Source organism: Collinsella ureilytica, assembly GCF_019795105.1.
GTDB lineage: Bacteria > Actinomycetota > Coriobacteriia > Coriobacteriales > Coriobacteriaceae > Collinsella > Collinsella ureilytica.
On the sequence record NZ_JAIMFO010000008.1, the window covers coordinates 14,783 to 35,088 of the forward strand.

Genomic DNA, 20,306 nt, shown 5'->3' on the forward strand with positions numbered 1-20,306 from the left:
GCCTGGATAAAGAGCTGGATTATTGGGAAATACGGGCTTTTGAGCCGCTTATTGAATACCTAAACGTGCCTTCACCTCAGGAGCACGACGGCGAGAAACGGGCACCTTGGCGTCAATCCGATCAAGCCGAAGCTCCATAAGGCCACCGCGCACAACCTCGATGTCGTGAATATCATCAACGTTGACCAAATAGCTCCGATGCACCCGCAAGAATCCGTCCGGGGCGAGCCGACGCTCCAAGCCAGAAATTGATTCATTAACCAGATATTCCCCGCCCGGGCACATGACTGCCGAATAATCAGTTCGAGCCTCTACATAGCAAATATCGCTCACCGGAATAAACGCCCGTGTTGCACCGCGCTCCACCGCCAACCGACGTGGGCGATCCTCAGAAGCCGGAACTCGGCGCGCAGAGACCTCAATCGCTACGCGATCGAGCGCCTTTGCCAAACGGCTCGACTCAACTGGCTTCAAAATATAGTCCACCGCATCGAGTTCAAAGGCATCAACTGCATGTTCAGAAAATGCCGTAACAAACACAACCGCAGGTGGTACCCGTAGGTTCTTTAAGGCCTCGGCAAGCTTGATTCCGCTCATACCTGGCATTTGTATATCGAGGAACAACACGTCGGGTCGATGTGCCAAGACATGCTCCACTGCCTCGGTTCCATTTCCCGCCTCTGCAACCTCGCCGATCCGGCTATCCTGCTCAAGCAGATAGCGCAACTCAGCTCTAATGGGAGGCTCATCATCAACGATCAAGACGCTCAGCAATTTGCTGGTCAAAGTGGTTCTCCCCTTTCGTGGCAGTGTCCTGGCTTACCTTCTTGGCACTTCCTCACCAGGAAAAGAAGTGCGCTACACCTCATCAAGCTCCAGATTGGCGCATCGATCGGCCGGGCTCTTGTGGCGCGCCCACCAACTCAACCGTTACACGGGTTCCAATCCCTTCCCGAGACTCCACACGAATACCTGACTCCTCGCCAAAGAAGAGATGAATCCGCATCAAAACATTTGAAAGCGCCAGGCCACACCCATGCTTTACTGAGCCGTCTGCGGTAACCGTTGGCGGCTCATCAACCGCACGGGAGCGGGGATCAAAGAGGTGAGCAAGAACTTCTTCGCTCATGCCAATGCCATCATCAGACACCGTAATCTCGACGCCCCATTCCATGATGCGAGCCTCAATTGCAATGGTCAAAGGCTCGGTCTCGCGCATGGCATGCTTAATGCAGTTTTCCAAGAGCGGCTGCAAAATAAAGGGAGGCACAATACGATCCATGGCCTCCTCATCAATATTGGCGCGCACCTTCAAACGGGCATCCCCATAGCGCGCTCGCATGAGATTAATGTAGCGAACACCCTGCTCAATCTCGTGCTCCAAGCTGGTGAGCTGTTCAGAATCAGACAAGGTCTGGCGGTAGTAATTTGAAAAGTCGATGAGCAGAGAGCGGGCTTTTTCTGGCTCGGTACGCACGAGCGAAACGATGGTACCGATGGTATTAAAGAGAAAATGAGGGTCAACCTGGGACTGTAGAGCTCGCAACTCAACACGGGCTGATGCCTCAGACTGACGCTCGAGCTCAAAACTTGCCAACTGGGCTGAGATGAGGTCTGCAAATCCAGTTGCGAGCGCCGTTTGGCGCATATCAATATTGTTGAAGCGCGGATAGTAAAACTCCATGGTTCCCATGCAGGTACCGCCCACAATCAGAGGAGCTGCAATACCGGCACCGAGATGGGGAAAAAACTGACGATCCTCACTGCCAATATCACGGGAGAAGGCACTCACCCGCTGACTTTCAATGACCTCAAGGGTATTTTGCAAAATGACGCGCTGTCCTATGGGGCAACGATCAGAATCTTCACCCCAGCTTGCAAGCACTCGATGCCCATCGGTGATACACATGGCAGACGCCATGGTCTCAGGCAAAATAATTTGGCAGGTATCAAGAGCGGTTTCGGGCGTCAAGCCGTGGCGCGTATACATAAAGATCTTGGACGCGATTGCCAAGGTTCGATCCGTTGCGCTTGAGGTGAGGTCATCCGGAATCACAAAGACATAAGAGAAAAAGAAGCAGAGCAGCACCAAACCTGCAATGGTCAGTACCGCAGGAACAGGATTGGGAACCTCGGCCACAATATCCCAAACCAACAACACGAAGAGCATGGGTACACAAAGCCCGAGCAAGACCGTCATCACAAACTGAGCCGATCCCAATACCTTTGTGGGATTTAAGCGCTTAGGAAAGCGAATAGGATTTGGCAGATCGGACATCGATGCTCCTCGAGATGAATACGACTCCACTTCCATACAACAGGCAGATGAGTCTGCCTGCACCTATGCCTCAAGGCTTGCCCACACGCGCAGACGAAGCCTTGAGGCAGGTGTCGTAAGCGGACTTAGCGATCATCCTCCCAGCTTGTTAAGCAAGCGTTTAAGGCCTCCTCAAGACTAGAGCGCTCCATGCCCCGGCCAATAAAGCAGAGTTGGGTTATACGGTCTCCGACAACCGGATCCCAAGACGCTGCAATCTCTGGGTTTTCGTCCAAGAGACGCTCATGAACATCTTTGGGGAAGGCATGGGAGAACATGCCGTTCTCATAGAGTTGTACTTGCTTGCCGGCCTGCTCAAAGACGTAACCCATATCCGGATCATGGTCGAGCCAAATCTTGCCCTTTACCCGAATAATGCTTTGAGGCCAGCTTGCTACAAAGGCCTGGAAGCGCTCAGCATCAAAGGGCTGGCGACGCTCATATACAAAGGTGGAAATACCGTATTCCAAAACCTCTGGATCCTCGTGCTCCTCAGGGTGCTCCATCGCATCAATCCAAGCAGCAGACCGGTATGCCCGATCAAAATCAAAACGGCCAGTATCCACGAGCTCGCTCATAGGAATCTGTGCATGCTCTGCTTCAACAATGACTGCCTCACGCTGCAAGCCACGTACCATGGCCTTGAGCTCAGCAAGTTGCTGAGCGCTCACCAGATCAGTCTTATTCAGGACAAGGGTGGAGCAAAATTCAATCTGCTGTATGAGAAGGTTTTCAATATCTTCTTCCTCAAGATTCTCACGAAGCAGGTCTTTGCCGCCATGGAACTCGTCATACATACGGGCGCAGTCCACCATGGCCACAATATTGTCAAGATGCAGATGGGCGTGGGTGCCTGAGTGACTGCTCGTATTGCAAAGCGCCGAAATATTGTACGTAATGGGAATGGGCTCACAGATACCAGAAGCCTCAATAAAGATGTAGTCAAAATTGCCCGAATCTGACAGATCGGCCAATTGTATGCTCAAATCGTCGGCAAGACTGCAACAGGCGCACCCATTCGTGAGCGGAATCACCTCATCGCCTCGATTGAGGCCACCATCTTTAATCAGGCTTGCATCCACATTGATCTCGCCAATATCGTTCACAATAACCGCAGCGCGAATGCCCTCGGTATTTGTGAGAATGTGATTTAAGATCGTGGTCTTGCCGGCGCCGAGGTATCCAGTAATGAGAGTAATCTTCACCTGGTTCGGTTCAGTCATGCGAGCTCCTAACTGCATGCGGCATTCTTCATCCCTGATCAAGTGTAGGGTAGAAACAACACCGCGTCGACGATAAAACGGTGAGCGGCAAAAGCTGTCAATAAGGGCAGGGCCCTGACGCCGAAGCCTCAGAGCCCGAACCCGCACGAAAGCGTCACACACCTTAGAGGGCGTTTTTAATGACGATCTCGCCTTCCTTCATGATGACATCCATCTTATCCGGATTGAGGTCGCGGATATTGTTGATGACGTCACCGTTGATGACCAAGATATCTGCAAACTTACCAGCTTCAAGTGAGCCAAACTCATCCTCATGCCCGAGCATCTTGGCACCGTTCAAGGTACCCGCAACAATCGTATCCATAACGGGGATACCGGCATTTTCTACGAAGGAAATCATTTCGTCGCAGGTCACATATCCATACGGGGTTACCAGCGCAAAGGAGTCAGAACCGATGGTGAGCGTAACGCCGAGCTCATGTGCACGACGGAGGTTTTGATAGGTGCGGTTCAGGCCCTTCTCAACAACCGTCTCGCCCTCAAACTTATCAAGCTCAGGTGTCCACTCAGGCGGATAGGTTCCGTACCACGTGGGCAAGAATCCAATAGTTGGTGTGAAATAGGTACCCTTCTCGGCCATGAGATCCATGGTGCGATCGTCAAGCTCAAAACCATGGATGAGCTGGGTGCAGCCGAAACGTACGCAGTCATAGGCGGCATCAAAATTGTTGTATGAGTGAGCCCAAAGCGGAATGCCAACCATCTTGCACTCTTCGGCAATGGCCTGGATCTCTTCGCTGCAGAAAAGCTGCAAACGATCGGAGTCCCAGCGCCAAATTCCGCCACCGGTAGCCCAAATCTTGATTGCATCAGGCTCTTCGCGCAGACGCATACGAATGGCGCGGCGCAGCTCCCAAGGACCGTCTGCCTGATAGCCCCAAGGATGCGAATCTTTCGAGATCTGCAGCGGCAGATGGTGGGAGTCACCATGTCCGGCTACGCGGCAAAAACCTAAGCCAGTTGCAAAAATACGGGGGCCTTTCATCTCGCCCATATTGACCAGATCGCGAATGGCGATGCCGTTGCGGCCAATCTCGCCGACGGTCGTAAGGCCGTGGGTCAAGGCATCATAGGCCTGCTTAACAGCCAAGGCTTGCTTTTGACCGTTGGACTCAATAACCCAGTCGTTATCATTGTCAGTACGGTTGCCCGAGAAGTGCAGATGGGTGTCGACGATGCCGGGCATCACGGTCTTGCCAACCGCATCGATTACCTCATAGCCACCCTCGCTTGGAAGCTCCTGGTGAGGTCCGGCGTATGAAATCTTGCCGTTCTCATCAGTTAAAACGAGGGAGTTCTCAACGGGAGCAGCACCGGTACCATCAATAAGCTTTCCGCCGACGATTGCATACCTCTTACTCATGTGGTTCCTCCTTTGGAGCCGTAGCCTTGCGTTGCCGAGTGCCTCCGAGATCACTCAGAGGTGCTCAGATGGCCTTACACCCTCACCTTATAAGTTAACGGAGTAGAACTTACGAGCGGTCGATCGAAGGCATGAGCTAAAGACGGATGGCGTATTTTTACCGATAAGCGGAGCTGATACGAATGAACCGCCCCTCGCCAACGGTAGAAAAACGTCGGTGAGCGGCTGAAGATCTCAATCGGACACCTGATGCTGCGTCACGCGTTAGTAGCATGAAACACGCATGCTATGGCGCACGTCTTACAGGTCAGCACCTGCAGAGTAGCTGCTGCAGCAAACCTGCGCCGCACGAACGCTCGCTCGGAAACACGTGCAAACCCAGCTCGCGACTGCGTGTTTATAAGGAGCACCCCCTGCTCCGATGACCGAAGCAAGGGGTGAAGAGGAAGGGTGTTCAGCTGTTATCGCCGAAGCTTATGCAGAATACTTATTGCGAGCACCAAAGGTACCAGCGATAACAATCTCACCGTCCTTCATGATCACATCCATGTTCTCAGGAGTTAGATCGTGGATATTCTTGGCCGGATCACCGTTTACCACCAAGAGATCGGCAAATTTGCCAGCCTCAAGCGAGCCGGTTTCATCGTCGCAGTGAGCCATCTTGGCACCGTTTAAGGTTGCGCAGGTGATGGTCTCAAGCGGTGAGATGCCTACCTTATCCACGAAGTCATACATCTCATCAATCGTGACATAGCCATATGGAGTCACAAAGGAGAAGGAGTCCGAGCCAATCGTGAAGATCACGCCACGCTTCTTAGCCTCGCGCAGGCACGCATAGTTGCGCTGCAGCTCCTTCTCAACCAAGGTATCGCCGTCAAACTTATCGTGAATCTCAGGCACATAAACCGGAGGATAGGTTGAATACCACGTGGGCAAAAAGCCGATCGTCGGAGTAAAGAAGGTTCCTTGCTCAGCCATTAAATCCATCGTGCGCTCGTCAATATCAAAACCATGGATGAGCTGCTCGCAGCCAAAACGAACAGAGTCATAGGCGGCTGAGTGGGAGTTATACGAGTGGCTCCACACGGGAATCCCTACCATCGCGGCCTCATCACACACGGCCTGAATCTCCTCAGCGCAATAGTGCTGATCGCGACCAGAGTCCCAGCGCCAGATACCACCACCCGTTGCCCAGATCTTAATTGCATCAGGATTCTCGCGCAGACGACGGCGCACGGCCTTGCGCAGATCCCAAGGACCGTCTACCTGATCGCCCCACGGGTGCGAGTTCTTATTCTCATCCTGCGTGCAATGATGCGAGTCACCGTGCCCGGCTACGCGGCAAAAGCCCAGACCAGTGGCATAGACACGAGGGCCTTTGAAGACACCATTATTAATGCAGTCGCGGACGTGGATACCAAAGCGGCCAATCTCACATACCGTCGTAAGTCCGTGAGTTAAGCAATCATAGGACTGCTTGACGGCAACGGCCTGCTTCTCAAGGAGCGGCTGCATCACCCAATCGGTGTCATCATCAGTTAAATTGCCGGAGAAGTGAAGGTGGGTATCAATGAGGCCAGGCATGACGGTCTTGCCAGCAGCATCAATGACCTCATAGCCACCATCGGCCGGAACTTCTTGATGCGCGCCGGCATACTCAATCTTTCCATCCTCACCAATTAAGACCAGTGAGTTCTCAAGAGGCTCGACGCCGGTGCCATCGACGAGCTTACCGCCAACAATTGCATACTTCTTTCCCATGGTTCCTCCCTTAGGACCATTTTTTAAACGCGTCTGGTGCAACGGCGACTGCAACAGACGCGCAACTACACAAACAAACAGGCGAGCACCTCCCGTTTGGCACCCGCCTGCTTGGGGGGTGCTACGAGGCCTTGGACTTATTTACAGCCTTACTTGCAAACATCAAGATGAGACCAACTGCCAGCCAGCCGAGCACGATTGCCCATCCGGTAACGTCAAGCGACTCAGCGGTGATGGGGAATACAATCAGGGCAATAATGATGAGACCTGCTGCAATGGCGAGCACGATTCCGAGCTTGCCACCAGGAACCTTATACGGTCTGGGAAGATCAGGCTCGGTGAAGCGCATCTTCAAGCAGGAAAGCGACACCATCGTGCAGGCAAAGATGAACGCGAGCGCTGAGACCTTGGTCAGCGGAATCAGCATGTTCTTGCCCATAAAAGGCCCGATAACCGTAATCACAGCAAGTACGGTGCAGGCGAGCTTTGGCGCGCCAGACTTTGCATCAACCTCAGCAAATGACTCAGGAAGCTGACCTTTGCGACCCATGGCGAGCATAATACGGCTCGTCGCTCCATAGAAGGAGTTCATCGGACCCATGGGGCCTAAGGTGGCGATCGAAAGCATGATGATATAGAAGATGAAGTTGATTTCTTTTAAGCATGCAAGTGCGGGCACGGGCTTTTGTACAAAGTCTTGCCAGCCAACAATTGAGCCAAACGAATAGATGCAAACGATATAGAAACCACCAGAAGCCAAGAGAGCTAAGGTAATGATCTTGCCAAACTTATTCCAATTCAGACCCTCAGCGGCCTCCTCTGCCTGCTGCGGAATCGTATCGAAGCCTGCATAGAAAAACGGCGTCAGCAAAAGGACTGACATGATGCCGCCAAAAATCTCGCCTGCACCAGTTGCAGCAACGCCGCCACCAGCACCTGAGACCTGAGAAAAGACATTGCCGTCATGCAAGGCATTGGCAGGAGAGCCCGTAAAGATCGAGATGCCCATGGCAAGCAACATGCCGCAGAGCAGCGCCTTGGTCAAAAATGCCTGGAGCTTAGCTGCAGAAGATGCACCACGGAAGTTCAAGAAAATAACGTAGAGAGCAAAACCGAGCGAGATGATGGTTGGGAACAGATAGACCTTTGCTCCCAAAATCTCGTAGAGCTCAACCGCGCGCAGCCACTCCATGCCCGGAATGGTTCCGAACATATCGGAGAGCAGCGTAGAGATAGCGATTGCCTCCCAAGGGCACAGGATACCATTGCCAAGCGCCAAGAACCAACCGGTGATATAGGACGCCACGCGGCCAAAGGTTCGATCGACGTACTCAACAATGCCTCCTGAGATGGGAATGGCAGCTGTGAGCTCACCGAACACCGCTCCGATGGGAACCAAGAAGATGGCACCCAGAAGGAACGCGATCATCGCCGGAACCGGGCCTCCACCCACGACCATCCAGTCACCCACCTGCAGCACCCAGCCGGTGCCGATGATGGCTCCAAAACCGATGGTAAAGAAGTTCCACAGCGAGAGCGTCTTTTTCATACCGCCTTGGTCTTGTGCGACCGTTGCAGTCTGTGTATCCGCCATACTACCCCTCCTTTCCTTTCGTTCCTACCGTCCACGCACACACATACCGTGCCTGCGCTCCTCACCGCGTACTCGCCTGCCAGCTTTTGGAAGGCTTACGCGGTCTTCCACGGTTTTCACCCTATCGATCTCAGGCGGCCAAAGCCGATTGGAATCGACCGCAGGCCGCCTAAAATGAATGACCGGAGCTATTTTGTCGACGAACGGAGGGGATGAGCGAAGGCGCTACTCGCCAGGCATGGAGCGGCGGGCATCAAAGACTGAATCTACGCGGCTAATGGCAGCGAGCAAAGGATCAAGCCCACTTGCGTCTGAAATCTCAACCAAGAAACGCAGCGTTGCGATGCCTTCACGATTCGTAGAAGTAGCAGCAGAGATAATATTGCCGCCTGCATCTCCTATAGCCACGGTTACGTCTTTGAGCATACCAATGCGGTCAATGCCCTCGATAACAATGCCTACCTGGAAGAGCGCATCTGCCCCACCGTCCCAGGCAACCTCAATCATGCGCCCGGGTTGTTCTTGTAAGCCTTTTACGTTCGGGCAGGTCGCACGATGAACCGACACACCACGGCCACGGGTAATAAAGCCAACAATGTCGTCTCCCGCCACGGGATTGCAGCAATGCGCAAGGCGAACGAGAAGATCGGCGTCTCCTCCCTTTACCACAACGCCAGCACTTCCAGGACGGCGCTTACCACGTGGTTTGCGATTTGAGCCGCGCGCCTGGCGGCGAGCCTCGGCGATAACCTCAGCTGCCGTCTCTTCGGTTTGCGGCTCTTCTGGCTTGGGATCTAAGATCGCCTCAACCTTATTGCCAATGGAGCGCACAGCAACATTGCCCGCGCCTAAGGCCGCAAAGAGATCTTCGGTGTGGCGATAGTTGAGCTGCTCTGCAATGGCGGCAAGCGCCTTGGCCGTTCTCTGTGTTGAAATGCCGTATCCGCGACGACGAAGATCGCGCGCTAAGGCATCACGCCCTGAGAGAGCATCGTCATCTTTTGCAGCGGCAGCAAAATACCGCCGAATCTTGGAACGTGCCGACGGGGTTCGTACGATCCCCAGCCAGTCACGCGAGGGTTTCGCGGCCTTATTGGTAAGGATTTCCACCCGATCCCCCATAGCAAGCTCATGGGACAGAGGCGCTACTGCCCCGTTTACCATGGCTCCCACGCAATGATTACCCACCTCAGTGTGGATGGCATAGGCAAAATCCAACGGCGTGGAACCGGCTCGGAGCGAAAGCACCTCACCTTTAGGTGTAAACACAAAGATCTCCTGATCAAACAGGTCGATCTTTAAGGAGTGCATAAATTCTTTGGGATCATCAATATCATCAGAAGCTGCCCAGTCAAGCGATCGCTTCAAGAGGTTGATCTGATCGTCCAAGCGCTGGGCATCGCCAGATTTTGCTGAAGAGGATCCAGCGCGCTTATAGAGCCAGTGAGCCGCAATACCATATTCTGCCTGCTCATGCATGGAATAGGTTCTGATTTGAATCTCAAGCGGGCGAGCAGTCGGGCCAATAACCGTTGTATGCAGACTTTGGTAGTTATTAAACTTTGGCATAGCGATATAGTCTTTAAACCGCCCCGGCATGGGATGCCACAGCGAGTGTACCGCTCCGAGCGCTGAATAGCAGTCCCCCACCGTCTCGGTAATAACCCTCAGAGCAACTAGGTCGTAGATCTCAGAAAACTCTTTGCCCTTGCGGCGCATCTTTTGATAAATGGACCAATAATGCTTTGAGCGCCCATAGATCTGAAAACCGGTCAGACCGGAGTTTGTAAGCTCGGTTTGCAAGACCTCAATAGCCTCTTTGAGATAGCGCTCCCTGGCCGATCTACTTTCAGACACCATGCGTGCAATGCGCTGGTAGGCCAAGGGTTCAAGATAAAAGAAGGAGAGATCTTCGAGCTCCCACTTCATCGATGAGATACCCAAGCGATCAGCAAGCGGGGCATAGACATCCATGGTCTCGCGTGCCTTGAACAAGCGGCGATCTTCTGCAAGCGCGCCTAAGGTTCTCATGTTGTGAAGACGATCTGCCAGCTTCACGATGACCACGCGGATATCGCGACTCATCGCCAAAAACATCTTGCGAAGATTGAGCGCTTGCTTGGCATCCATGCTGTCAATCTCAATATTGGTGAGCTTGGTCACTCCATCAACCAGCTCAGTCACCGTCGCGCCAAACAGCTCGCCTACATCAGAAAGCGGCGTCTCGGTATCTTCAACCGTATCGTGCAATAAAGCAGCACAGACAACATCGCAGTCCATCTTGAGCTCTGCCAAAATAATGGCGACCTCAACAGGATGGTTAATATAGGGCTCGCCAGAGCGCCGACGCTGGTCGGTGTGCTTCTCTGCAGCAAAGCAGTACGCCAGCTCAGCTTTTGCGGCATCTTCTGCACCCATATACGAAGCACAGATGCCCTTGAGGCGGCTCCAGCGCTCAGCAGAAATCTCTGCCGGGAGGTCTTCTGCATGCGTATAGTGAACCATCCGCTCAGTTGGCATCAGGCCAGCATCATCGGCGGTGTACTCGCTTCGGCGCGAACCTGTAGCAGCGTCTGCGTCACTCACGAGTACTCCTCTCATCAAGCCTGTGGCGTAATAGGCCGTATTATGCGTGCAAGCATATCACGGGGAGCGGCTTCAAGTGCCCAATCTCTAAAGGAGTCAAAAGCCATCTTTGCCCGCAGTCCTTCGAGATAGCGGATGCTCTCAAAAAGATCTACGCGTTCAGGCTCCTCAATTACCTCAATGAGCTGAGCGGTATGCGAGGTATGTAAACGAATTAAGCCCAGCTCGCAAAAGATACCGAGCGCCCCAGGTATTGCTCGAACGTCAAGCGAAAAGGCTCGGTCAAGCGCTGAGCAGGTAGCAACCAAGGCGCGAGCATCAACGGGCATGGCAGGCTCTGCGCTTTGGCGCGAGCGCCAAAGGCTCAAGAGGGCTCGGTAGATCGTCACCAAAACTGGGCGCGGAGGAGCGGCGTCTTTTAAGAGGCGCTCGTTGATTCGGGCATCGCGAGCGGAGTACAGCAGATGAATTCCAGCTGGCTTTCCATCGCGGCCAGCCCGCCCACTCAATTGGTTAAACTCAGTGGACGAAAATGGCATGTGGTACAAAACTACATGACGAATATCGGGGAGGTTCACTCCCTCACCAAAGGCTGAGGTAGAAACAATACAGCACAGATCATCTGATCGAAACGCCGATTCTATCAGCGCACGCTCTTGGCGCGTGAGGCCGCCATGATAAAAGGCAATCCCTTGAGCAAGCTCCGGAACACGGCGGCGCAGCGTTGATGCCAAAATCGCCGACTGATCACGTGAGTTAACGTAGATGACGCATTTTTCTCCCCCAGCCACAATAGATACAAGCCGGTTTTCTCGAGATGCAAGGTCTCGATCATCTTCGATAGACAGATTTGGGCGCGATGCTTCATCGGAGATGAGCTCAAGCGTGGGCAAGACTGCAGTAATTTCTGCAAACGTCGCAGCAGGGGCAGTAGCGGTACAGGCAAGCACCACCGGATCATGCAAGGCTTTTCGAATGCACGGCAGCTCAAGATAGGCACTCCGGTCGCCAGCTTTTGCTCCAGCAATATGGTGAGCCTCGTCTATGACCAAAAAGCCACAGCTCATCACGCGAGCAAGGCGATCTTTATGAATAGCTAAAAACTCTGGAGTTGTAAGAACAATATCTACCTGGGATTGAGCAAGATCGCGATAGATCTCTTCACGGCGTGAGCCCTCGGTCTCTCCCGTCAGTACTGCAATCTTAAGACCAAGCTCAGACAGGGCACTACGCATATGCACTGCCTGATCTGCAACCAGTGCGCGCAAGGGGTAGACGAAAATGCTTGAGTGCTTCTTCAAAATTGCTTCCCGCGCAGCATGTACCTGGAAGATAAAGGATTTTCCACGACCGGTTCCCATAATGGCCAAGACGTCTTTTCCCGCTTGAAGCGCGTCGAGCGCCTGTGCTTGTGCGGGATGGGGTTTGTTAGCTCCAATAAGGGCATGGGTGAGTGCAGAGGTAAGCTCAGCAGAGTCTAAGCATGCCAACTCTGAGCGGCAGATACGTTGATTCTCTGACGCAAGCAGAGCGTCTGTGCGCCTCACCAAGCAAGCGAGCGGCTCGCTTGCATCTGATGTTGGTGCTTGATCGGGCAGCAAGATATCTTTCACCATGAGCTTGGTCTTGGTATATCCCTGCCAGGTCTCAGCAATTGCCTGAAATACCACATCAACCGCTGTATCACAGGCAACGAGCTCAGAGGGGTTGGGCGCCCGAAACATAATGGCTCCCACCCTTCGAGACCCATCCGTTGCAACAAAGCGCACATGATCTCCGGTGCGCCCAACACAGGCTCGATCGATCATGGTCACACCAGTTGCTGCAAAAAGCGGGGCGCGATTTCCCTGACCAAAGGGCTCCAGTACCGAAAGCTCACTGATCGTTTCTATCTCCAGCTCAGAGAGGCTCACCGTGGCGGCAACCTCACCCACCTCTTCAAACGCCTCTGCTGGATATTCGCAAAGTACCTCGTTCAAGCGTGTCTGCAAGGCATCGAGCTTATCGGCCGCACAGGTAACGCCTACGGCAGCTGCATGCCCACCAAAGCGAATGAGCAAATCTGAACAGCGCTCAAGCGCCTCAAATAAATTGATGCTTCCAACGGATCTTCCGGAGCCCCGAGCCTCACCATCTTCAATTGAAAAGAGCAAGGCAGGAATCCGATAGCGATTCACCAAGCGACTTGCCACAATCCCTTTCACGCCCTCATGCCAACCTTCACCGGCAACGACTAAGGCGCGACCGCGATGAGGCATGGCCTCAACCCGCGCCACCGCCTGCTCAGTAAGATCAGCCTCAATTGCGCGGCGCTCTTGATTAATCTCTTCAAGCTCTGCAGCCAATCGCCCAGCCTCAATAGGATCGGCAGCCATCAAAAGCTGTAAGGCAAGGATTGGATCGGCCATACGACCCGCAGCGTTTAAGCGCGGAATCAGTGAAAACGAGAGACCTTCTGTGGTAACGGTTGCAAGATCGGTGCGCGTCATAGCAGCAAGGGCAATGTATCCCGGCCGCGTTGTTGTACGCATACGCGCAAGGCCATCTGCCACTAAGGCTCGGTTTTCTGGCGTAAGCGGCATCATGTCTGAGACGGTGCCTAAGGCAGCGACTTCGGTATAGCGCCGCCAAAGCCCTGGCCTTCCCAGACGCTCTCCCAAAACATGAACAAGCTTTAAGGCAACGCCTGCACCGGCAAGCTCACGAGAAGGGCCTGTTGCATCAAGCTTGGGATCGGTGAGCGGGATATGCTCGGGCACCAAAGCTCCCGGCTCATGATGGTCAGTTACCACCAAATCAATACCACGATCGGCAAGGTATTGCGCCTCATGACGAGCAGCAATCCCGTTATCCACCGTTACCACGAGCCCAGGTGCGCCCTCTTGTACCAAGCGCTCCAACGCCTCGTGCGAAATGCCATAGCCCTCATCAAAGCGGCGAGGAATAAAGGGACGTGCCTCTGCCCCGAGCTCGCGCAAGGCCTCAGTGAGCAAACAGGTTGATGTAATGCCGTCCACATCAAAGTCGCCAAACACAACAATGGACTCACCAGACCGAACTGCGCGCTCAACCCGGTCAGCGACCTCGCCCATACCAGGAATGATGAGAGGATCTGCCCAGTCGCGCTCAAGCGAAGGGCTCAAAAACAGACGGCCTTCTTCAACCGAACCAATGCCCCGAGACACCATAACGCGAGCTACCAAGGGCGCAATATTGAGACCACGGGATAGCTCGCGCTCAAGCTGTGGATTGGACGAGGCAACCGACCAGCGGCGCGAAGTACGAAGGCTGGGCATAACAATCAGATCCTATAGATGGGCTCGCTGCGGCGAGCATCGAGTTGTACGGATCTCAGTATAGCCGCAAGCCCAGACAGATTCGGCCGTTGCAAGCAGGTTTCAGGCAAGCGGCCAGGTGAGCCTCGCGCCAAAAAAGCCCATATACTCTTTGAGCAGACGTATGACTATGCACGTAGTTGAGGTGGCTGTGAATACTTGGATACGCTTCGGAAAACGTATGGGCGAACTCATGCCCATCCTCGTCTTTGGGTGCGTAGCCACCGGCGTGCTCATGCCACATGTCTTTAGCAAGCTCATCCCATTTGTTCCTGGGCTGTTTGCGTTTATGACCTTCCAAGGCTCGCTCAGCAATACCTCTCACCAACTCGTAGAGACTCTGCGCGACCCGGCTGAGCTCATCGTCATCGTAACGATCTCACTCGTGCTTATGCCAACAGGAGCCTCACTGTTGGCAAAGCTCTTCTTTGCCAATCATCCGCATCTCATCACAGGTATGGTCTTGGCCTACTGTGTACCTGTTGGCATTGTGAGCTTCATGTGGGTCGACATCTTTCACGGCAGAACCTCATTGGCGCTCGCAGCCGTCCTCGCTTCAACCCTCATCGCACCCTTCACGATTCCTTTTTCCCTCAGCCTTCTTTTGGGAGAAGCGGTGCAAATTGACGCCCTCTCGATGGTAGGTGAGATGGTTCCCATGATTGCTCTTCCGGCCATTGCAGGCACCCTCGTAAACGACCTCAGCCGAGGATGGGGCCACGAACGTCTCTCCCCGATCTTAGGCCCTGCCAGCCGCATCTTTATGCTCCTCGTAATTTGTGCGAACTCAACTTCTATGAGCGACTATGTGGTTCACATGACCTGGGAGCGCGTCCAGGTCGCCCTCTTTATCCTGAGCTTTTCTGCATCAGGCTTTTTCTGGGGTGCCCTAGCCGCTCGCATCATGGGCAGATCGCTTCCCGTCTTGGTCACGATGAGCTTTGATTGCGGGCTGCGCAATATCTCTGCCGGTGCCGTAATTGCCGTGAGCCACTTTCCTGGTGAGGCTGTATTTCCGGTTATGTGTGGCACGATCTTTCAGCAGATTTTGGCATCGGTTGCCGGCCGCATATTGCAGCGCCTCGGTAACGAAGAGCGCGAACGCCAAAATCGCGTCTTTGAGGCAGGCCGGGCTGCCTGGAGGCGAATCAGAACATCACGGACGCGCTAGCTATCTTAGCTCAGCCCTGCAACCCATCGAGTGCCCGGTTGACCGCCAAGACGTTCACAACCTCTTCGCCTATCCCGCCTAAGAGCTTGTGTTGGGTGGCACCGGCAATAATGTCGGCAATCTCACGCTCGCTCTTTCCTGTCTCTCGCACCAAGCGCGGAATCTGATACTTTGCCGCTGCTACCGAAATATGAGGATCGATGCCTGAAGCAGAAGCAGTGACCAAATCAACTGGTACCGCCTCACCTGCACGCTCAGGATGAGCTGCTTGTATAGAGCGCACCCGTTTTGCAATGAGCTCGACATATGGCATGTGTGAACGTGGGTCCAGCGCCTGGCTCACCGGTGATGCATATGAAGGCACCCCCATAATGGCAAGCTGATTGTCCGAGCTTGTAATCACCGTAAACGAAGGTACCCGACCCCAGAGATGGCCTGCACCAGAAAAGGGCTGACCAATAAGGTCTGAGCCTGAGACCTTGCCTGCATCCTCAATGATCGAACCGGCCGCCTGATAGGGAAACACCGCTTGAGCAATGCCGTATACAACAAAGGTATAAGCTCCGCCACAGATGAGCGTGAAGATGCCAACCATAGCAAAGGCACGAACAGCTAAACGAAGCGTTGCAGCAAAACGATGCATCGTAACTCCTTTTTAAGAAAGAAGACCGGTGGCTACTAAGGCAAGATCGATGAGCTTGATGCAGATAAAGGGAGCAACAAAGCCGCCTAAGCCCCAGACCATAAGGTTATGTGAAAGCAATTTCGCAGCCGGCAGCTCTTTGTATGAAACTCCCTTTAACGCTGCAGGTATGAGTGCCACGATGATCAAGGCGTTATAGATCAGAGCTGCAAGCACCGCCGAAGCTGGCGTAGCCAAACCTAAGATATTCAAGGCAGCAAGCTGAGGATAGATAGGAGCAATGAGCGCTGGAATAATAGCAAAATACTTTGCCACATCATTCGCAACCGAAAACGTGGTAAGCGCACCTCTGGTCATGAGCAGTTGCTTGCCAATATGAACCACATCAATCAGCTTGGTGGGACTCGAGTCAAAATCCACCATATTGCCGGCCTCTTTTGCTGCCTGCGTACCCGTATTCATTGCAACCGCAACATCTGCCTGAGCAAGGGCTGGGGCATCGTTTGTGCCATCTCCCGTCATGGCAACAAGATGGCCTTCTGATTGAAATGCACGAATCTTTTCCAACTTGCCCTCAGGTGTGGCCTCTGCCAAGAAATCATCAACACCGGCCTCGGCGGCAATGGCAGCAGCTGTTAACGGATTGTCCCCCGTCACCATAATGGTTCGAATACCCATGCGCCTCAGATCAGCAAAGCGCTCACGCACTCCATGCTTTACGATGTCTTTGAGATGAATCACGCCTAATACCTTGTGATCGCGGGCAACCACAAGCGGCGTTCCTCCGGCATTGGCAATCTCTTGCACCACCTGATCGCACTCCTCAGAATAGGTACCGCCGCCTGCCTCCACCCAGGCGCGCACCGCATCCGCAGCACCCTTTCTAATCTCGGTGCCTCGTATATCAACACCAGACATACGGGTGTGAGCCGTGAAGGGCATGAAGGTCATTTCGCTCTCAGCAATCGCGCGACCACGCAGGCCAAAGCGCTCTTTTGCCAACACAACAATCGAGCGACCTTCAGGCGTTTCATCTGCAAGAGACGAGAGCTGAGCGGCGTCGGCAAGCTCTCCCGGCGCGGTAGCATCCACCGGAATAAACTCGGCAGCTTCGCGATTTCCTAAGGTAATGGTGCCCGTTTTATCGAGCATGAGAATGTCTACATCACCTGCCGCTTCAATCGCTCGACCAGAAACCGCCAAGACATTTGCCTCATTGAGCCGACTCATACCTGCAATACCAATGGCAGAAAGCAAGGCGCCGATTGTCGTGGGAACCAAGCACACCAACAGCGCCACCAAGGTGGTAATTTCTGTGGGGTTCTGTACCTTCGCCAGCTCAGAAGCGAGATGCGCATGGCAATAAAATGCAAGCGTCACAAGGATAAAGATGATCGACAGCGCAACGAGCAGGATCTCTAAGGCAATCTCGTTAGGAGTTTTTCGGCGAGCTGCACCCTCAACCATGGCGATCATCTTATCGAGAAAACTCTCACCTGGATTGCTGGTAACCGATACCACAATCCAGTCAGACAAAACGGTCGTTCCTCCGGTTACGGCCGAGCGATCTCCACCCGCCTCACGAACAACCGGGGCAGATTCTCCGGTAATAGCAGACTCATCAACCGAGGCAGCCCCCAGCACGACATCGCCATCACCGGGAATCTGCTCCCCTGCGCGAACAACAACCAGATCACCCACACGCAGCTCAGATCCTGGAATATCAACAAAATGCTCGTGGTCTTGAGGATCCTTAATGCTATGAGCAACTACATCTCGTTTGGCGCTCCGCAAGGCTGCAGCCTGAGCCTTGCCTCGGCCTTCTGCAATTGCCTCAGCGGCATTGGCAAACAAAACAGTCAGCCACAAAATAATCGCCACGCAGACGGTATATCCCAAGTCAAGCGTTGATGCGTGCAGTCCCAACGCAACAGCGCCTGCAAGCACGCTGGTCAGCGCTGCTGAGAGCCACACGAGAAACATGATCGGGTTTTCTACCTGGATACGTGGGTCAAGTTTGAGAACTGCATCCCACAGAAGCAATACGAACTTTTGCCACTCAAACGCACTGACCGCAGCTTGTTGTGCATGACGAACCATCGTAGCTCCTAACCAAAAATCATCTGAATCTGCTCAGCCACAGGACCCAGCGCAAAGACTGGATAGAAGCTCAAGGCACCAATCAAGATGATGATGAGGATTAACAAAAAGACAAACAGGGCATTGGTGGTTGATAGGGTTCCTGCAGACGTTGCGACGCGAGAGTGGCGAGCAAGCGAACCAGCAAGTGCCAAGGCAGCGCCAATGGGCATGAAACGAGCACCAAACATAACCAAGCCAAGACAGATATTGAGCCAAGGATCAGGGCTGATGCCTCCAAAAGCAGATCCATTATTTGCCCCTGTTGACATAAAGGCATATAAAAACTCTGAGAAGCCATGAGCGCCTTGGGTAGACAACCACGATGTGACGCTCGGCATGAGGGCTGCAATCGAAGAGCCCGCAAGGATAACAAAGGGGCTTGCAAGACATAAAACCACTGCCCAGCGCATCTGCTCAGGCTCAATCTTTTTGCCCAAAAACTCAGGAGTACGCCCAACCATCAAGCCAGCAATAAAGACAGTGAGAATCGCAAAGCCCACCATGCCGTAAAGTCCCGATCCAACTCCTCCAAAGATCACCTCACCTAAGGCCATCTGCACCATGGCCACAAGTGCTGCTACCGGTGTGAGTGAGTCGTGTGAAGCATTCACCGAGCCACTTGAGGCAGCCGTAGTAGATACTGTCCAAACACTTGAAGCAGCAATGCCAAAGCGCGCCTCTTTGCCTTCCATATTTCCGCCTGCCGCAAGTTCCGAAGCCATGCTATTCACCTGATTTGATGCGCTGAGCGCCGGTGTTGCTGCCTGCTCACTGACACATACCGTGCCAAGTGCACAAATAAGCAAAATCAGCATGGCAGCAAAAAAAGCTCTTCCTTGCTTTGAGTTTTTGACCCCGATACCAAAGGCCAAGGTACAAGCCATGGGCACTAGCAGAATTGAGACGGTTTCCACCAGATTCGTAAACGCATTTGGATTCTCATACGGATGAGCCGCGTTTGCGCCAAAATAGCCACCGCCATTGGTGCCGGTTTGCTTAATTGCCACCTGAGATGCGGCTGGCCCTTGGGCTAAAAGCTCGCGAGAAATGATAACTGCCTGGGGCACCGGCTTGCCATCAAGCTCGACACGATCTCCCTGGATGCTTGCTCGCTCAAGAACTGTATAGCCACCCTGGCCATCAGATAGTGCAGCTACCGGCTCAAGCAGATCGGCATACCGATCTGGACCGAAGTTCTCCACCACGCCACCTGCGGCAAGAGCCAGAGCGACAACAAGATTTAAGGGCATGAGGATATAGAGCATGATACGCACGAGGTCTGCCCAAAAGGAACCGAGCCCGGCCACACCTTCGCGCCGAAAGGCTCGTATGAGCGCAAACATGACGCCGATACCCGTTGCTGCTGAGGCAAAATTCCACACACACAGACCAGCTACCTGAGAAAATCTGCTCAGCGTTGTCTCTGCAATATAGCTTTGCCAATTTGTGTTGGTAACAAATGAAATGGCAGTATTAAAGGCAAGGTCAAAACCTAAACCTGGAAGATGTGAAGGATTTGCTGGCAGAAATCCTTGAAGCATCAAAATCGCCATGAGTGCCACCACGCCTGCAAGCGAAAAAGCAAGTACGGATGCCAGGTAGCGCTTCCAGCTCATCTCTTCTGAAGGATCTGTTCGCACGAGGCGATAAATTCCGCGCTCAACCGGCCCTGCCACCACCGCAAGCAAGCGGGGTTGCTTGCCAGCACAAACCTGAGCAATGAGATGCGCCATCGGAATTGCTAATGCAACCGTTATCGCAATGATGATTGCAGTATAGAGAGCAGCATTCATTATGCCTCCCTCTTCATAAGTAGATAGATGAAGTACGCCAAGACCGAAATTCCTATCAGACCGGTCAGGCCAACCCATAGATCCATGGTGCTCCCCTTTCGTGCAAAGACAGCAGGCATAAGGCGCTTGCGTATCTTTGAGCCCATACATTGAACGGCAGATGAGCTTAATGCGGCATAACGATCAGACGCCCCCGCATTAAGACGAAATAAAAACGCAGGTAAAGCCTGTATGCACTGCTAGTAAAAACAAGAATGAGGACTATCATGAAACACGTTCTCATGCGGCGTTTCATATACCGCTCGTGCATAAAGGAGG

At 53.4% G+C, this 20,306-nt stretch carries 12 protein-coding genes; 1 reads left to right on the forward strand and 11 read right to left on the reverse strand.

The window, feature by feature from the left end:
* Nucleotides 1–48 precede the first annotated feature (48 nt).
* The 8 genes from K6V98_RS07170 to recJ all read right to left on the reverse strand — a co-directional run bounded on the left by K6V98_RS07170 (nt 49) and on the right by recJ (nt 14,200).
* Nucleotides 49–786, reverse strand: coding sequence for a LytR/AlgR family response regulator transcription factor (locus K6V98_RS07170; protein WP_222199848.1), 738 nt, complete (start codon nt 784–786; stop codon nt 49–51).
* Nucleotides 787–868: 82 nt separating this feature from the next.
* Nucleotides 869–2,278, reverse strand: a complete 1,410-nt coding sequence (locus K6V98_RS07175; RefSeq protein ID WP_222199849.1) for a GAF domain-containing sensor histidine kinase — start codon at nt 2,276–2,278, stop codon at nt 869–871.
* Between the two features lie 125 nt (nt 2,279–2,403).
* Entirely contained in the window at nt 2,404–3,540 is a 1,137-nt protein-coding gene (locus K6V98_RS07180) for a CobW family GTP-binding protein (protein ID WP_222199850.1), read from the reverse strand.
* 163 nt (nt 3,541–3,703) lie between these two features.
* A complete protein-coding gene (locus tag K6V98_RS07185) occupies nt 3,704–4,963 on the reverse strand; it encodes a metal-dependent hydrolase family protein (RefSeq protein WP_222199851.1) in 1,260 nt (419 codons plus the stop codon).
* A gap of 474 nt (nt 4,964–5,437) precedes the next feature.
* Nucleotides 5,438–6,724, reverse strand: a complete 1,287-nt coding sequence (locus K6V98_RS07190) for a metal-dependent hydrolase family protein (protein ID WP_222199852.1) — start codon at nt 6,722–6,724, stop codon at nt 5,438–5,440.
* A 121-nt stretch (nt 6,725–6,845) separates the two neighbouring features.
* On the reverse strand, nt 6,846–8,318 hold the full coding sequence (locus K6V98_RS07195; RefSeq protein ID WP_222199853.1) for an APC family permease: 1,473 nt from the start codon (nt 8,316–8,318) through the stop codon (nt 6,846–6,848).
* 225 nt (nt 8,319–8,543) lie between these two features.
* Nucleotides 8,544–10,838, reverse strand: coding sequence for a RelA/SpoT family protein (locus K6V98_RS07200; RefSeq protein WP_222199962.1), 2,295 nt, complete (start codon nt 10,836–10,838; stop codon nt 8,544–8,546).
* A gap of 80 nt (nt 10,839–10,918) precedes the next feature.
* Nucleotides 10,919–14,200, reverse strand: coding sequence for a single-stranded-DNA-specific exonuclease RecJ (recJ, locus tag K6V98_RS07205; RefSeq protein ID WP_222199854.1), 3,282 nt, complete (start codon nt 14,198–14,200; stop codon nt 10,919–10,921).
* Between the two features lie 163 nt (nt 14,201–14,363).
* Between recJ and K6V98_RS07210 the strand changes: the two genes are divergently transcribed.
* Nucleotides 14,364–15,410 (forward strand): bile acid:sodium symporter family protein, encoded by a 1,047-nt coding sequence (locus K6V98_RS07210; protein WP_306792833.1) that lies wholly within the window; start codon nt 14,364–14,366, stop codon nt 15,408–15,410.
* Nucleotides 15,411–15,420: 10 nt separating this feature from the next.
* Here K6V98_RS07210 and K6V98_RS07215 read toward each other — a convergent pair whose 3' ends face one another.
* The 3 genes from K6V98_RS07215 to kdpA are packed head-to-tail and all read right to left on the reverse strand — an operon-like array spanning nt 15,421 to nt 19,988.
* A complete protein-coding gene (locus tag K6V98_RS07215) occupies nt 15,421–16,053 on the reverse strand; it encodes a potassium-transporting ATPase subunit C (protein ID WP_222199855.1) in 633 nt (210 codons plus the stop codon).
* A gap of 12 nt (nt 16,054–16,065) precedes the next feature.
* The gene (gene kdpB / locus K6V98_RS07220; protein ID WP_222199856.1) at nt 16,066–18,153 is read right to left on the reverse strand and encodes a potassium-transporting ATPase subunit KdpB; all 2,088 of its coding nucleotides are present in this window, start codon (nt 18,151–18,153) and stop codon (nt 16,066–16,068) included.
* A gap of 8 nt (nt 18,154–18,161) precedes the next feature.
* Nucleotides 18,162–19,988: a potassium-transporting ATPase subunit KdpA gene (kdpA, locus tag K6V98_RS07225; RefSeq protein WP_222199857.1), complete on the reverse strand. Its 1,827-nt coding sequence runs from the start codon at nt 19,986–19,988 to the stop codon at nt 18,162–18,164.
* Nucleotides 19,989–20,306 lie beyond the last annotated feature (318 nt).

What these genes read in the sequence shown, in the direction of transcription:
- K6V98_RS07195 (WP_222199853.1), bottom strand. Translation starts at nt 8,318, where the DNA reads ATGGCGGATACACAGACTGCAACGGTCGCACAAGACCAAGGCGGTATG.
- K6V98_RS07190 (WP_222199852.1), bottom strand. Translation starts at nt 6,724, where the DNA reads ATGGGAAAGAAGTATGCAATTGTTGGCGGTAAGCTCGTCGATGGCACC.
- kdpA (WP_222199857.1), bottom strand. Translation starts at nt 19,988, where the DNA reads ATGAATGCTGCTCTCTATACTGCAATCATCATTGCGATAACGGTTGCA.
- K6V98_RS07210 (WP_306792833.1), top strand. Translation starts at nt 14,364, where the DNA reads ATGACTATGCACGTAGTTGAGGTGGCTGTGAATACTTGGATACGCTTC.
- K6V98_RS07175 (WP_222199849.1), bottom strand. Translation starts at nt 2,278, where the DNA reads ATGTCCGATCTGCCAAATCCTATTCGCTTTCCTAAGCGCTTAAATCCC.
- K6V98_RS07215 (WP_222199855.1), bottom strand. Translation starts at nt 16,053, where the DNA reads ATGCATCGTTTTGCTGCAACGCTTCGTTTAGCTGTTCGTGCCTTTGCT.
- kdpB (WP_222199856.1), bottom strand. Translation starts at nt 18,153, where the DNA reads ATGGTTCGTCATGCACAACAAGCTGCGGTCAGTGCGTTTGAGTGGCAA.
- K6V98_RS07180 (WP_222199850.1), bottom strand. Translation starts at nt 3,540, where the DNA reads ATGACTGAACCGAACCAGGTGAAGATTACTCTCATTACTGGATACCTC.
- recJ (WP_222199854.1), bottom strand. Translation starts at nt 14,200, where the DNA reads ATGCCCAGCCTTCGTACTTCGCGCCGCTGGTCGGTTGCCTCGTCCAAT.
- K6V98_RS07200 (WP_222199962.1), bottom strand. Translation starts at nt 10,838, where the DNA reads ATGCCAACTGAGCGGATGGTTCACTATACGCATGCAGAAGACCTCCCG.
- K6V98_RS07185 (WP_222199851.1), bottom strand. Translation starts at nt 4,963, where the DNA reads ATGAGTAAGAGGTATGCAATCGTCGGCGGAAAGCTTATTGATGGTACC.